This is a genomic window from Planctomycetota bacterium (genome assembly GCA_016872555.1).
GTDB lineage: Bacteria > Planctomycetota > Planctomycetia > Pirellulales > UBA1268 > F1-20-MAGs016.
Genome location: VGZO01000067.1, coordinates 1 through 14,793 on the forward strand (window position 1 = coordinate 1; position 14,793 = coordinate 14,793).

8 protein-coding genes are annotated in these 14,793 nt (G+C 71.5%); 7 read left to right on the forward strand and 1 reads right to left on the reverse strand.

Annotated features, from left to right (window positions below; all coding sequences use genetic code 11):
* Nucleotides 1-83 precede the first annotated feature (83 nt).
* From FJ309_15630 to FJ309_15645, 4 genes are all read left to right on the forward strand, one after another.
* Nucleotides 84-1,295: an ATP-binding protein gene (locus FJ309_15630; protein MBM3956012.1), complete on the forward strand. Its 1,212-nt coding sequence runs from the start codon at nt 84-86 to the stop codon at nt 1,293-1,295.
* 229 nt (nt 1,296-1,524) lie between these two features.
* Nucleotides 1,525-3,888 (forward strand): DUF1553 domain-containing protein, encoded by a 2,364-nt coding sequence (locus tag FJ309_15635; GenBank protein MBM3956013.1) that lies wholly within the window; start codon nt 1,525-1,527, stop codon nt 3,886-3,888.
* A complete protein-coding gene (locus tag FJ309_15640; protein MBM3956014.1) occupies nt 3,881-5,347 on the forward strand; it encodes a DUF1501 domain-containing protein in 1,467 nt (488 codons plus the stop codon). Before FJ309_15635 ends, FJ309_15640 begins: the two co-directional genes overlap by 8 nt.
* A 335-nt stretch (nt 5,348-5,682) precedes the next feature.
* Entirely contained in the window at nt 5,683-7,215 is a 1,533-nt protein-coding gene (locus tag FJ309_15645) for a fibronectin type III domain-containing protein (GenBank protein ID MBM3956015.1), read from the forward strand.
* A gap of 39 nt (nt 7,216-7,254) precedes the next feature.
* On the opposite strand, the gene FJ309_15650 is transcribed toward FJ309_15645, so the two are convergent.
* Nucleotides 7,255-8,340, reverse strand: a complete 1,086-nt coding sequence (locus FJ309_15650) for a hypothetical protein (GenBank protein ID MBM3956016.1) — start codon at nt 8,338-8,340, stop codon at nt 7,255-7,257.
* 168 nt (nt 8,341-8,508) lie between these two features.
* Here FJ309_15650 and FJ309_15655 point away from each other — a divergent pair, with 168 nt between their 5' ends.
* The 3 genes from FJ309_15655 to FJ309_15665 are packed head-to-tail and all read left to right on the forward strand — an operon-like array spanning nt 8,509 to nt 14,427.
* Nucleotides 8,509-9,669, forward strand: a complete 1,161-nt coding sequence (locus FJ309_15655; protein ID MBM3956017.1) for a M20 family metallopeptidase — start codon at nt 8,509-8,511, stop codon at nt 9,667-9,669.
* The gene (locus tag FJ309_15660; protein MBM3956018.1) at nt 9,633-10,601 is read left to right on the forward strand and encodes an amidohydrolase; all 969 of its coding nucleotides are present in this window, start codon (nt 9,633-9,635) and stop codon (nt 10,599-10,601) included. Before FJ309_15655 ends, FJ309_15660 begins: the two co-directional genes overlap by 37 nt.
* On the forward strand, nt 10,498-14,427 hold the full coding sequence (locus FJ309_15665; GenBank protein MBM3956019.1) for a hypothetical protein: 3,930 nt from the start codon (nt 10,498-10,500) through the stop codon (nt 14,425-14,427). The genes FJ309_15660 and FJ309_15665 overlap by 104 nt, the downstream gene beginning before the upstream one ends.
* The last annotated feature ends 366 nt before the right edge of the window (nt 14,428-14,793 follow it).

Below are 14,793 nucleotides of genomic sequence, written 5' to 3' on the forward strand. Positions count from 1 at the left end.
CCGAGGCTCGTTTCGCAGTCAGACAGAGGAAGCGGTTGTCCGCCGTTTGGCTGTTTTCCGTTGCCAGCGTAAAGTAGCCATCCATGTGGTTTGAGCGGGACTTCGAGCGGTTTTTTGTCAGCGAACGAGCGCTCCCCGTGCGGATCCTGATCGGTCCGCGCCAGTGCGGGAAGACCTCGCTTGGCCACCGGCTGCTCCGCGCCAGTGCCGGGCCGGTGCTCGACATCGCGCTCGACGACACCCAGACGCGGACCCTCGCCGGTCGGGAGCCAGCTGTCGTTCTCGGGCCGGGACTGCGGCCGACCCTCATCGACGAGATCCAGGAGGCGCCGGGCCTACTCAGCGAGCTGAAGCTGCGAATCGACGCGGCGCGCCGGGCCGATCGTTCGATCCCGCCCGTGTGGGTCACCGGCTCCAATGCCACTCAACTCGACCGGGCGGCGAAGGAATCCCTCTCGGGACGCGCCAATTACTATCGCCTCCACAACCTGTCGGCCGCGGAGCTGGACCGAGCGGGAATCGGGCCACGCGAGTTGTTCACACGCGGCGGCTGGCCAGAGCTGTACGCCAATCGCGCGCTCGACCCGGTCCGCTACCTAGACGACCATGTCCGCACGTTCATCGAAAAAGACATCGCCGCCACGGCCGGCGTCGCCAAGCTCGGCGCCTTCCGGACGTTTCTCGGCCTGCTTGCCGCCCGCACCGGCCAGTTGCTCAATGCGTCGGACATAGGTCGCCAGGCCGGCGTCAAGGGGGCGACTGTCGCGGAGTGGATCGCGCTCCTGGAGGAGAACGCCGTCGTGGCGCTGGTTCGTCCCCACGCCACGAACCTCAACGCCCGCCTCGTGAAGGCACCGAAGGTCTACCTTCTCGACGTCGGCGTCGCGGCCCGTCTCCAGGGCTGGCGAACCCTCGAGCCGCTTCTGGTCAGCCCGCAGATCGGCCCGCTGTTCGAGACGGCGGTGTTCGCCGAATTGGTGCGTTGTCGTGATCACCGGCTCCTGGGGATGGAGATCCACGTCTGGCGGACGCGCGACGGCGAGGAGCTCGACTTTTTGGTGCGGCTGGAGACGGTCCGCCGCGGCCCGGTCTGGGTGCCGATCGAGGCCAAGCTCGGCGGTCACGCGGCGCTCGGGGCCGTCGTCCCGCGCGGCGTCGCCAGGGCGGTTGCCCCGCTCGATCCGCTGCTGGTCGTCACGCTCGAAGGCCACCGCCGCGCCCTGGCCGGCAACGCGATCCAGGTGCCCCTGCCGCGATTGGCGGATGAGTTGACGGCGCTGGCGAACGATCCCTGAACGTCACTGACCAAGGACGTGACGGGTGAAGAACGGGCCGTGTGGCGACGCCGGTGGTCAATTCACCCGCAGGGGTGGGCTGTTCGTAAAGCACTCACGGGGAACGCCGAGTCGAACTTCCGAGCGTGGCCGGGCTTCTCGGCATCGGTCATGTCATCATCGGCCACCGTCGGCTTCCGGGTCGTGATGGAGATCATCGAGTGATGGGGCGGCTGCCTATACTCGGGCCATGCCGCCCCGATCGCGATCGCCGCGCCGATGGATCGCCGTGGCCGCCTTGGTCGCGGCTGCAGGGGGGGCCGCCCCCGGGCGCGCGGCCGAGCCTGCGGCGCCGTCGTTTTCCCGCGACGTCCTCCCGATCCTCGCCGCCAACTGTTTCTCCTGCCACGGTTTCGACGAGCACGCCCGGCAGGCAGGGTTGCGGCTCGACACCGCCGCAGGGGCCACGGCGCTGCTCGACTCCGGGCAGCGGGCGATCGTTCCCGGCGTGCCGGCCGACAGTGAGGTGGTGAAGCGCGTCGAGGCGACCGACCCCGACATCGTCATGCCTCCACCCGAGACCGGGCGGTCGCTGTCGGCAGCCGAGCGCGACACGCTGGTGCGCTGGATCGCCGCCGGGGCGCCATACGAGAGCCACTGGGCGTTTCGGCCTCCCGTGGCCGTGGCACCTCCGGTCGTCGCCGGCGTCGACCATCCCGTCGACCGGTTCCTCGCCGCGGCATGGCAGCGCGAAGGGCTCGCCGCCGCACCCCAGGCAAGCCCGGAAACGCTTCTCCGCCGCGCGAGCCTCGACCTCGTCGGGCTGCCGCCGACGGTGGCGGAGATCGACGAGTTTCTCGCCGCCTGGCAGCGCGACCCGGAGGCCGCCTGGGGCGCGCTGGTCGACCGGCTCCTCGCCAGCCCCCACTACGGCGAGCGGCAGGCACGCGGCTGGCTCGACATGGCCCGCTATGCCGACAGCAACGGCTACTCGATCGACTCGCCGCGCGAGATCTGGCCGTGGCGCGACTGGGTCGTCGGTGCGTTCAACGACGACATGCCGTTCGACACGTTCACCGTCGAGCAGCTCGCTGGCGACCTGCTTCCCGGGGCGACGCTGCCGCAGCGCGTCGCCACCGGCTTTCACCGCAACACGCAGATCAACGAGGAAGGGGGCGTCGACAAGGAGCAGTACCGGATCGAGAGCGTGTTCGACCGGGTGGCGACGACCGGCGTCGTCTGGCTCGGGCTCACGATCGGCTGCGCCCAGTGCCACGACCACAAGTTCGACCCCGTCAGCCAGCGCGACTATTACCGGCTGTTCGCGTTCTTCAACGACCAGAACGAGCCGAAGCTCAAGGTCGCCGCCCCGGGCGTCGATCTCGCGGCGCTCACCGCCGAGCGCGACGCGGCCCGCGGCGCCGTCTCGGCCTACGTCGCCGCGCGGCAGGCGGAGCTCGACGCCTGGGAGGCGGCGGTGGGCGACGACGTGCGCAAGGCGCTGCCGAAGCCGGCCGCGGCGGCGCTGGCCGTCGAGCCCGCGAAGCGCTCGGCCGAGCAGCGCCGGATCTTGTTCGCCGCCGGCGCCGGGGCCGCCGATCAGGAGCTCCGCGCGCTCAACGAACGGTTCACGGAACTGGAAGGGAAGGTCGCCGCGGGGCCGACGACGCTCGTCCTCGAGGAGCTCAAGCAGCCGCGTTCGACGCGGATCCTCGTGCAGGGCGATTTCACCCGCCCCGCCGACGAGGTCGCCCCCGGCACTCCGTCCGTCCTCCCGCCGCTCACGGCCGACCGGGCCCGGCCGACGCGCCTCGAGCTCGCCCGGTGGCTCGTCGGCCCCGACAACCCGCTCACCGCGCGCGTCGCCGTCAATCGCGTCTGGCAGCGGCTGTTCGGGCGCGGGCTCGTCGAGACCGACAGCGATTTCGGCCTCACCGGCGCGCCGCCTTCGCATCCGGAATTGCTCGACTGGCTGGCGCTCGAGTTCCAGGCACGCGGCTGGAGCGTCAAGGCACTGCACCGGCTGATCATGTCGTCGCGTGCCTACCGGATGAGCTCGGTCGCTCGTCCGGAGTCGCGCGCCGCCGATCCGGGAAACCGGTGGGTCGCGCGGCAGCAACGCTTGCGGCTCGATGCGGAGCTCGTGCGCGACGTGGCGCTGGTCGCGAGCGGGAAATTCGCGCCCACGCTCGGCGGGCCGCCGGTGTATCCGCCGATCCCCGACGGAGCGACCGCGGTCGGGCAGGTGAAACGCCCGTGGCCGACGAGCACCGGCCCCGATCGTTATCGCCGCGGGCTGTACACGTTTTTGTTTCGCGCGAGCCCCCCGCCGGCACTGGCGGTGTTCGACGCCCCCGACGGCTTCTCGACCTGCACCCGCCGCAACCGCAGCAACACTCCCCTGCAGGCGCTGACGCTCCTCAACGATGCCGCGTTCGTCGAGTTGGCCGAGGCCCTGGCCGCGGTCGTTCGCGACGACGGGATCGAGGCCGCGTTCCGCCGCTGCACCGGACGGCACCCCGATGCCGATGAGCTCACGGTCCTGGCCGCGCTCGAGGCGGCCGATGCCGCCCGCGTGCTCCTCAACCTCGACGAGACGGTGACCCGTGAGTGATCGCCCCGAATGCGGCGCGGGCAGTGCCGGCCGGCTCCTCCGCGAGCAGACGCGCCGCCATTTCTTCGGCGGCTGCGGCGTCGGGGTCGGCAGCCTGGCACTCGGTGAACTGCTTGCCGGAAAGGCCGGAGCCGCGGCTGTCGCTGACCCGCTGGCGCCGCGTGCGCCGCATTTCGCGCCGCGGGCCAAGCGGGTGATCTATCTGTTCATGGCCGGCGGTCCGAGCCAGCTCGACCTGTTCGACTACAAGCCGGAGCTGGCGCGGCGCAGCGGAACGCCGATCCCCGAGAGCTTCATCGCCGGGAAGCGGTTCGCGTTCATGGATTCGAGCCACCGCATCGATCTGCTCGGCTCGAAGCGGTCGTTCCGTCAGGTCGGGGCGAACGGCACCTGGGTCAGCGACCTGCTGCCGGAGACGGGGCGCATCGTCGACCGGCTGTGCATCGTGAAGAGCTGCTCGACCGACCTGTTCAACCACGCCCCGGCGAAGCTGTTCATGAACACCGGCAGCGGCCAATTCGGCCGGCCGAGCATGGGGGCGTGGCTGACCTACGGCCTGGGGAGCGAGTGCCGCGACCTGCCGGGGTTCGTCGTCCTCCAGAGCGGCCCGCGCGGGCCCCGCGGCGGGGCTGTGTTGTGGGGCAGCGGAATCCTCCCCAGCGCCTACCAGGGAGTGCCGCTGCGCAACAGCGGCGACCCGATCCTCAATCTGTCGGCGCCCGCCGGCGTCGACGCCGCGCGCCAGCGCCGCGTGGTCGACGCCGTCCGGGCGCTCAACGAGCGGCGCCTCGCCGCCACCGGCGACGACGAGATCGCGGCCCGTGTCGCGGGCTACGAGATGGCCTACCGGATGCAGTCGAGCGCACCCGACCTGATCGACGTCGCCGGCGAGTCGGCCGAGACGCTCGCGCTGTACGGGATCCGTGACCCGCGCGAGACCACCTACGCGCGGAATTGCCTCCTCGCCCGGCGCCTCGTCGAGCGCGGCGTGCGCTTCGTGCAGCTCTACCACACCAATTGGGATCACCACGGCGGCACGACCGAGAACCTCGAGACCCATCTCCCCGAGATCTGCGGCCAGGTCGACCGGGCGAGCAGCGCCCTGGTGCTCGACCTCGAGCGCCGCGGCCTGCTCGACGACACGATCGTCGTCTGGGGGGGCGAGTTCGGGCGGACGCCGATGGGGGAGAAGCGCGAGAGCACGGGGCGCAACCACCACATCGACGCGTTCACGATGTGGTTCGCCGGCGGTGGTTTTCGCCCCGGGCTCGTCCATGGCGAGACCGACGAATTCGGATTCGCGCCGGTCGCCGGCGGCCTCCACGTGCGCGACATCCACGCCACGCTGCTGCATTGCCTCGGCCTCGACCACCAGCGCCTCGCCGTGCGCTTCCAGGGGCTCGACTACAAGCTCACCGGTGTGAAGCCCGCGCGCGTCGCGACCGAGCTATTGGCCTGAGACGGTGGCAGCAGGGAAGGGGGCGATCGGAAGGCGTGCTCTCGCTGAAACGTCGCCGGCAGGGCTGGCGGCTTGCGAACCTGAAAGAATCGATTCCGGCAGACCGCGCTCCAACGCGTCGCGACGGGGAAAACGAGGCGAATGACGGGGTCTTCGGGCGCACGTGGCGATTGACCGGATCACCGGGGATCCATAGCCTCCCGCCACAAGGTGGTCTCTCCCTGACTCACGCGATACTCTGCCTGCGGGCAAGGGGACCGCACGACCGATTTTCATGCAGCCATCGTCCGCGCCGCGAGGCGGCGGCGCCCGCAACTGGCTTTTGGAGCGCTCGAATGTCACTGGTCACCGCGCTGTTTGCCGGCCGTCCGGACCGACGTCGCCGGGGGAGTGAATCGGTGCGTGTCGAGCGACTCGAAGTGCGGCGAGCGCTCGCCGCCGACGACGGCAGCGATCCATGGGACGGCTTCGTGCCCCCCGACGACGGCCAGGTCGACGTCGACACGGTCACCGATCCGGGAATCATGGTCATCTCCTGCTTGCCCCCCGACGATGGCGGTTGGTCGAGTGATGACAGCCTGCCCGACTGCTGGCTTCCGCCCGTTGATGACGACGGCAACCCGATTCCGGAGCCGTTCTGGCGCACGACCTCGGAAGTGGGCGTGCCGCCCTACGGGTTCATCCCGCCCTCGGGCATCGCGACGATGGCGCTGGTGCCGTATGTCAACGTCGTGACCGGTGACCGGTTCGTCGCCGACAGTGGCGGCTGGACGACGCCGAATGCGGATTGGATCGTCGACCGCGGCTCGCCGACGGATGTCGTCGCCACCCGTACCGCCGACGGCATCGTCGTCACTTGGAACGACCCCCATGCCAGCCAGAGCGACGAGGGAACAGCGTTCGACGGCTACGTCGTCGAGGCGCGCCGTCTCCGCGACGCCAGTTGGACCTCCGTCGGCACCGTGACAGGTGCGACGACGCTGCCGGTCGTCGGGCTCGACGCGTCGGCCCACTACGTGTTCCGCGTGGCGAAGACCAACTACGGATTGCTCCAGGAGCGCGGTGGACCGTCGCTGCCGTCGCGACCGGTCACGACCGGGTCCGCCGTCGGGATCACGGCCGAGACGACCGCCACCGGCGGCGCGCGGATCTCGTGGGACGCCGTCGCCGCGGGCTCGGGCGAGCAGATCGTCGAATACCGGCGGCTGGCTGCCGCCGACTGGGTGCGGGTCGGCGAGTTTCCGGCCGCAGCGGGCGTGGCCACGATCGACGGCCTGCCGGGCGGACGGCATTACACGTTTCGGATCCTCGCCGCCGGTGGTGTCTACACGCCGCGGACCCGCGCGGTGACGACTCCCGTCGACGCGGACTATCGGCTCGGCGCGGAAGCCAGTGCTGCCGGAACGGTGCTCACCTGGAACGATCCCCAGGCGGCCACCCGCACCGAGACGGTGGTCGAGTACCGTCGGCTCAAGGACGCCGGCTGGGCGGCACTGGGCACCGTGGCCAGCACCGCCGGGGCGATCTCGATCGACGGTCTCGTCCCCAATGCCAACTACGTGTTCCGGCTGCGGCAGGTCGATGCCGCCGGCCTGCTGAGCCGGACGGTCGCCACGCGGCCGATGAAGTTCGGCCAGGCGGTCTCCAGCGGATCCCCCGCGGGCGGATCAGGCTCCGGCACGGTCCTGATCGTCAACCCGTCGGCTGGGAATGCCGGGGGTACCGAGATCGCCGGCGCGGGCTCGACCGGTTCGTCGACGCAGTCCGGAGGGTTGTTGACGGGCACGCTCGTGGCGACCGGCCAGTTCGCGCCGGCCGGTGGCGGACCGGGCACGCTCGTCCTCGGCAGTGCCGGAGGCGCCGGCTGATCGCCGCCGCCAGTTCGGCCGATCCGCACGCCACGCCTGTCAGACCCGCTCGAGCTTCGACACGCGCCCCGTGGCGACCCACTCGGCGACGAAGATGTCGCCATTGGGCGTGAAGCAGGCGTCGTGCGGGTGCACGAACTGCCCGGGGAGCCACTTGTCGGGCTGGCCACGGAGATTTTGGATCTCCCCGAGCCGCTCGACGGCCCGCCCGAGCCGGGCGACGACCTGGTTTTTCTCGTCGAGGAGCGTGACGCAGGCCTTCAGCTCCGGCACGAGCATCAGGTTCTTCCAGGTGTCGACGTTGGCCGGGAGACCGAAGCCGGTCAGCGTCTCCTTGTAGGTGCCGTCCATCGCGAAGATCTGCAGCGTGTCGTGGGCCCGGTCGGTGACCACGATCGAGGGCTCGCGACCCGGGCGGCGGTCGACCCACAGGCCGTGGGCGGTGTTGAACGTCCCCTTGCCGTCACCGGCCCCGCCGAAGCAGCTCACCCACTTCGCGTCCTTGTCGAAGCGGTGGATCTTGAACGTGCCATAGCCGTCGGCGAGGAGAAAGCCACCGTCGTCGAGAAAGGCCACGTTGGTGGGGAGGAAGCCCTGCCGGTTCCAGCTCGGCTTGGTGGAGATGTCTTCCCCCGGGGCATACACGCCCGATTCCATCGGCGCCTTCTTGTACCAGACCGTTTCGCCATCGAGCGAGAGCTTGGCGAACGCCTTCACCTGCTGGTAGGCGCAGACATAGAGAAACTCGTCGCTCCCCTCCTGCCGGACCTCGATCCCGTGGCCGCCCCCTTGGAACTGGCTGCCGAACGCGCGGAGAAATTTTCCGGTGGGATCGAACACGAAGATCGCCGGGTGGTCCTTCTGCTCCTTGCGCCCCTCGTGGATCACGTACAGGTTGCCGGCACCGTCGACGGCGACGTTGTGCGTGGTCTGCCAGGTGTAGGGGGCGGGCAGCTGGGGGAAGTCGTGCTTGACGCGGAACGTGTGCGCCCCCTCGCCGACGATCGTCTCGCTGCCTGACTGGCGGACGGCGGCGAGCGCCGGTGCCGCGGCGGCGCCGGTGGCGAGCGTGGCGCAGGCGCCGAACGCGCGGCGCGAGAGACGGGAGTGGAATGGCTGTGGCATGGGAGCGACCTCGCCGGGCGTGAGGCACGACCGCGGCCCCCCGACCCCCCGGGCGGCTCCGCGGCTCCTCGGCCCGCCCGGTTGTACGCCCGGGCGGGGATGTCGCCAAGCAGCGCTGCCAGGCCTTGCCGGTAGACTGTCGCCCTCGCTTCGCTCCGGGGGACGCCCATGCCGACCGTCGCCGACACGCTCGCGGCCCTCGTCGCCATCGACAGCGTCAATCCCGCCTATCCCACGCTCGGCGGTGCGCCAGGCCCCGGCGAGAGCGCGGTCGCGGCCTGGGTCGAGGCGTTCCTCGTCGAGCGCGGGATCCGCACGGTCGTCCAGGGGGTGCTGCCGGGCCGGGCCAACGTGCTCGGTGTCGTGCCGGGGCGCGACGACGGCCGGCGGGTCGTGCTCGAAGCCCACATGGACACCGTCTCGCCGGCCGGAATGACGATCGCGCCGTTCGCGCCGCGCGTCGCCGACGGCCGGCTCCATGGCCGCGGCGCCTGCGACGTGAAGGGGGGCCTGGCGGCGATGCTCCACGCGCTGGTCGATCTGGCCGCCGGGCCGCCGCCGCCCGCCGAGGTCGTGCTCGCCGCGGTGATCGACGAGGAGCACGCGTTTCGCGGCGTGTCGCGGCTCGTCGAGCACCTCCGCGCGGCCGCGGCGGTCGTCGCCGAGCCGACCGACCTGCGGATCGTGACGGCCACCAAGGGCGTGCTGCGCTTCCGGATCCACGTCCACGGCCGGGCCGCCCACACGTCGAAGCCGTGGCTCGGCGCCAATGCAGTCGTCCAGGGGGCGCGCGTCGTCCTCGCCCTCGACGCCCTCCACGCCACGCTCGCCGCGCGGACCCACGCGCTGCTCGGCAGCGCCACCGGCACCGTGTCGATGATCGCCGGCGGCGTGCAGATCAATATCGTCCCCGAAACCTGCACGCTCGCGGTCGACCGTCGGCTGCTTCCGGCCGAGCGCGCCGCCGACGCGCTCGACGAATACCGGCAGGTGCTGACCGCGGTCGAGAGCGTGCCCGGCTGTCGGATCGAGGTCGAGGAGCCGTTTCTCGTCGACGAGGCGCTCGACACACCTGCCGACCGCCCCGCCGTGGCGGCGGCGCGCGACGTCGCTTCCCGTCTCGGGCTCGACGGGCAGATCGTCGGCGTGCCCTATGGCAGCGACGCCAGCAAGTTTGCCCGCGCCGGTGTCGATGCCCTCGTGTTCGGCCCCGGGAGCATCGACCAGGCCCATGCCGCCGACGAATTCGTCGACATCACGGCGCTCGAGACGGCGCGCGGGTTTTATCGCGAATGGGCCCGCGCCGCGGGGGAGCGGGGACGGGCGTGAACGGAGGGACCACGATGGCCACGCGGCGCGGTTTTCTCGGTGGTGCTCTGGCGGCCGGCGCGGCGACGGGGCTGGCGGCGCCTGCTGCCGGCGAGCCCGGCGGTTTCGTCGATGCCCATGTCCATGTCTGGACACCCGACACGGCCCGCTATCCGCTGGCCGCCGGGTTCACCGTCGCCGACATGCAGCCGCCGAGCTTCACGGTCGACGAGCTGTTTGCCGCCTGCCGGCCCCACGGTGTCGGGCGCGTGGTCCTCATCCAGATGAGCTTCTACGGCTTCGACAACTCCTACATGCTCGACTGCATCGCCGCCCACCCTCGGGCCCTGGCGGGCGTGGCGATCATCGATCACACCAGCGCCGATGCCGGTGCCACGCTCCGCGCCCTGCGCGCCCGTGGCGTGCGCGGCTACCGGCTCTACGCCGACCGGGCGAAGGCCGAAGCGTGGCGCGGCGACGCCGCCATGGACCGGCTGTGGAGCGCCGCGGCCGACGAGCAGGTGGCCATGTGCCTGCTGGCCGATCCCGACGCGCTCCCGGCGATCCGCCGGCAGATCGAGCGCTATCCCCGGACGCCGGTCGTCATCGACCACTTCGCCCGGATCGGGATGCGCGGTCCCGCTGCGGAGGGCGACATCGCGGCGCTCGAGGGCTTGGCCCGGTTTCCCACGGTCCACGTCAAGGTATCGGCCTTCTACGCGCTGGGCGCGAAGCGTCCTCCATACGACGACCTCGCAGCGCTGGTGCGCCGGCTCCGCGACGCGTTTGGCGCCGGGCGTTTGATGTGGGCCACCGATTGCCCCTACCAGTTGGCCGACGGGCAGGGGTATGGCCCGAGCGTGGCGCTGGTGCGTGATCGCTGCGACTTCCTCTCCGGCGCCGAGCGCACCGCGATGCTCGGCGGCACGGCGGCACGGCTGTTTTTCGACTGACTGGCCGCGCTCCCGCGACCCACCAGCGCCGCGGCACGGTAGGATGAGCGGACAAGCAAGGCTTCCGGGCGGGGCGGAGGGACACATGCGACGACGGGGCAGCGGGGCGTGGCTTGCGGTGGCGTGGGCCTGCCTCGCGTCGGCCGTCGGCATCGTGGCGGCGCCTGCGGTGGAACCCGCCGTGGACGCAACGCAGCGCGACATCGTCGTCGCCGAGGCCGCCGATCCTTGGCTGCGCCTCGACCTGCCCGGCCACACGGCCGATGTCCTGGCGCTGGCATTCTTCCCCGACGGCCGGCGGCTGGTGTCGGGGGGGCGCGACAAGGGGGCGATCGTCTGGTCGCTGGTGGGCGCGGCCCCTGCCGACGGCGCGGGTGCCGTCGGCGAGATGGAGCGGGCCCGGCTCCGCGAGCGCGTCATCCGCTGGCAGGTCGCCCGGGCGACGCGTGGGGCGATCCAGGCACTGGCGGTGTCGCCCGGCGCCGATCCGGTCGTGGCGGTGGCCGGGAACGGCGCGATGGGGAGCATCGGCGAGATCGTCCTCGTCCGGGCCGCCGATGGCACGTTCGTGAAGACCCTCGGCGGCGGCGATCGGGAGGGGCACCGGCAGGCGGTAAATGCCGTCGACTTCACCGCCGACGGCGCGTGGCTCGTGTCGCGCGACTTCGCCGGGCAGGTATATGCCTGGGAGCGCGGCGCCGACTGGCGTCCGGTCGAATTGGCGAAGCGGTTCGATGAGGAGCATGGCCGGGCGCTCGCCATGGCGCTCGAGTCGGATCCGGATTTTTTCCGCCGGCCGGTAATCGCCGTCGGCGAGCGGAAGGTGGCATTCGGGGTGTTGACCAACGCGGCCGACCACGCTGCCAAGCCGCGCGAGTGGCGCGGGGTGTGGAATGTTCGGCTCGTCGATCTTTCCCTGCCCGATCGGCCGCACCGAGATCTTCCCACACCCCATGTCGACTCCATCGAAGCGCTGGCGGCGTCTGCCGACGGCACGGTGATCGCATCGCTCTCCGGGACCGGGATAGTGTTCGTCGGGCCGCCGACGGGGGATGCTCCGGTGGCGGGGTGGTCGACGGAGAAGGGGCTCGGCACGGCACTGCTCCTGACCCCCGACGGTTCGCAGGTGGTCGTCGCGATTGCAGGAGAGGGCAGTCCGAACCGGCTCGAGGTGCGCGACGTCGCCACGCAGCGGCTCGTCGCCAGCCGAAAGACTGCCGGGGTGCCGACGGCGTTAACGCTGACCCGTGATGGGAAGCAGATCGCCTGGAACGGCGGTCTCGACCACGAGGTGTTCGTGATTCCGATCGCGGAGTTGAGCGATGAGCGGGCGGCTGCCGCGCCGCTGTCGCTCGGCGGCGTCGGTCGCACGATCACCCGGATCGCGTTCGACGACCCGATGCGGCCGCCGCCGCCCGCGGATCGGGCGCCGGCGACCCGCGACATCACCCGGGCCAAGGGAAAAGTCGACGCGCCGCTCGTGCTGGCGCCCCGCCGGCTCGCAGTCGCCACGCGCGGCACGCCCGCGGGAGCATGGGAGCGGGCCTTCGACGTGGAGCGCCTCGCGTTTACCCCCGTCGGCGAGGCCGCCGGGTGGTTCCCGCCGGCGGGGAATCCGGGCGGCTGGGCGCTGGCTGCCGAGCCGGCGGACGCCCCGGGGGTGACCAGGCTCCGCCTCGTGCGCGCCGCGGCGTTTGCCGCGACGATCGAGATGGAGGTCTCGTGGCAGGGCAAGGCGACCGATGGTGGGCGGGTGGTGAGCTGGCTGACCGCCCCGGGGCAGGCGGAGCCGTTCGCGGTGGCGATCGCGACCGACCGGGGCATCGGTGTCTGGCGTCTGGTGGCCGATCCGGCGCGAAGCTGCGAGCTCATTCGCTGGTTTCGTGGCCATGAAGACATGGTCACGGCTCTGGCCGTCGCTCCCGGCGGCGAGTGGCTTGCCAGCGGAGGCCGTGACGGCCTGGTGATGCTCTGGTCGCTGGCCGGGATCGACCGCGGCGCCGCGCCGCTCCACGACCGGTGGGGCATCGACGCGGCCGTGGAAGCAGGGCGGTTGGTCGTCAAGGCTGTCGCGCCGGCGGGCCCGTTGGCCGCGCGCGACGTCCGCATCGGCGACACGATCGACAAGGTGTCGTGGGCCCGGGGAGAGCGGCCCGACGGCAGCAAAGATCGCGTCGAGTCGGCCGATGGCCAGCCCGTTCTCGATACCCTGGCGACGGTGCCGTTCGGTGCGCTGGTGGCGTTTACAGTCGCCCGCAACGGCGTGCCGATCGAGCGGCCGTTCCAGCGGATGCCGGCCTGGGAAAACGTCGCCGCGCTCGTCGTCCGCCCCGATGGCGAATGGGCGATGTGGACACCGCGTGGGTACTACGCCGCCAGTGAAAACGGCGACACGTTCTTCGGCTGGCTCGTCAACCGCGGGCTCGACCGTCTGCCGCGATTCCACAAGGCCAAGGACTTTCGGCGCCGCCTCGAACGCCCCGACGTGATCAGCCGGCTGCTCGTCGCCGGGAGCCTCGATGGCGCGCTGCGCGCCACTGGTCGCGACATTCCCGATTCGTCGTCCCTCGTGCTCCCCCGTCTTCTCGCGGCGGCCCCGACGGTGAGGATCACGTCGCCCCTTCCCGGTTCGGCCGTCGGTGATCAGCCGATCGCGATCGAGGCCGAGGTCGAAATCCCCGACGGCATCGACCCGCAGCGCGTGCGGGCTTACGTCTCCGGAGCGCTGGCCGGCGTCAGGCCGCGGCTCGTCGACGACCGCCCCGCCGATCCGGCGACCAACTCGCCGCGACGGCAGCGCTATGCCTGGGACGGCGTCCGGCTGCCGGCGGGGGAGCGGCATCTCGTCCAGGTGTTCGCCGGCACGCGCCAGCAGACGACGGGCCTCGACTCGGTGGCGATCACCGCTCCGGTCGCCACGGCGCCGCGCCGCCCGCGGCTCTTCGTGCTGGCGGTTGGCGTCGACCGCTATCCCAAGGGGCGCGCCGGAGACGACCATCCGTCGGTTCCCGACCTCGACTTCGCCGTCCACGACGCGCGGAGCGTTCGCGACGCACTGGCCACCGGCACGGGGCCGTTCGACGTGGCGTTCGACCGGCTGCTCGCCGATGGCGAAGTCACGAAAGTCGGGTGGACCGGCTCGGCGCGGCAGGTGGCCGAAGCCTGCCGGCAGGCCGACGTCGGGCCCGACGACATCCTCGTGCTGTTCCTCGCCGGCCACGGCATCACGACCGGCGGCGACTCACCGCAATACGCGTTCCTGTGCCACGATCTCGACGTCCGCACGATCGGTGAGGATCGGGCCGGCAACCTGCTCCCCGCGCGATCGCAGGTCCTGCTCTGGGAAGATCTCGCCGAAGTGCAGGAGCTTCCCTGCCGCAAGCTCGCGCTGGTCGACACCTGCCACTCCGGGGCGCTCGGACCAGGCGGGCGGGGCACGACACTCCGCGATTTCCAGGAAAACCTCGTCGTCGTCGTCGCGGCGGCTGCCGACGACGAGAAGAGCCTCGAATCGAAGGCCTGGGGGCATGGGGCGTTCACGAAAAGTCTGCTCGAGGCGCTCGGTGGCGCCGCCGACGGCCATGGCATCCATGGCCGCGACGGCGTGGTCACGCTCCACGAGCTCATCGACTTCACGCTCGAGCGCGTACCGGGGCTCGCCGCCGAGCTGGCGGCGACGATCCAGCCACCACCCGGCGAGGGGCTCGTCACGGCCGGCGCGATCGCCCGTGGCGGTGCGCGCCGGCTCGCGCAGACCCCGACGGTCTCCCCGGAGGCGGTCGTGCCCTATGTCCGGCTGCCGTTGGCCCGGGTCCCGCAGCCCTGACGGGCGCTTCACGCGGCGGGATGGGCAAGCGATAGGGCGCGGGCGCCACTGGATGGATCATGCCGGACATGCCGGCCGATCCCTCCCTGCGGGTTTTTCCACGGCAGCGATGTCGTCGTGGCCGACAAGCTCCACCTTCAGTCTGCGCCACTTGCCGGACCGTCATACCTTCCGCTGGAAGCCGCCATGCGCCGCCTCGCGTGGGTAATCACCGTGCTGGTCGCCACGTCGACGCTTGGCATGGTCCGTGCCCAGGCCCCGGTAGCCCCACCGGTGACTCCGCCGGTCACGCCACTGCCCGACGTTTCACCGTCGGCTGCCAATCCGCTGCGAAATCCCCCCGGCGGCGCCTCCGCGTTGACGGCT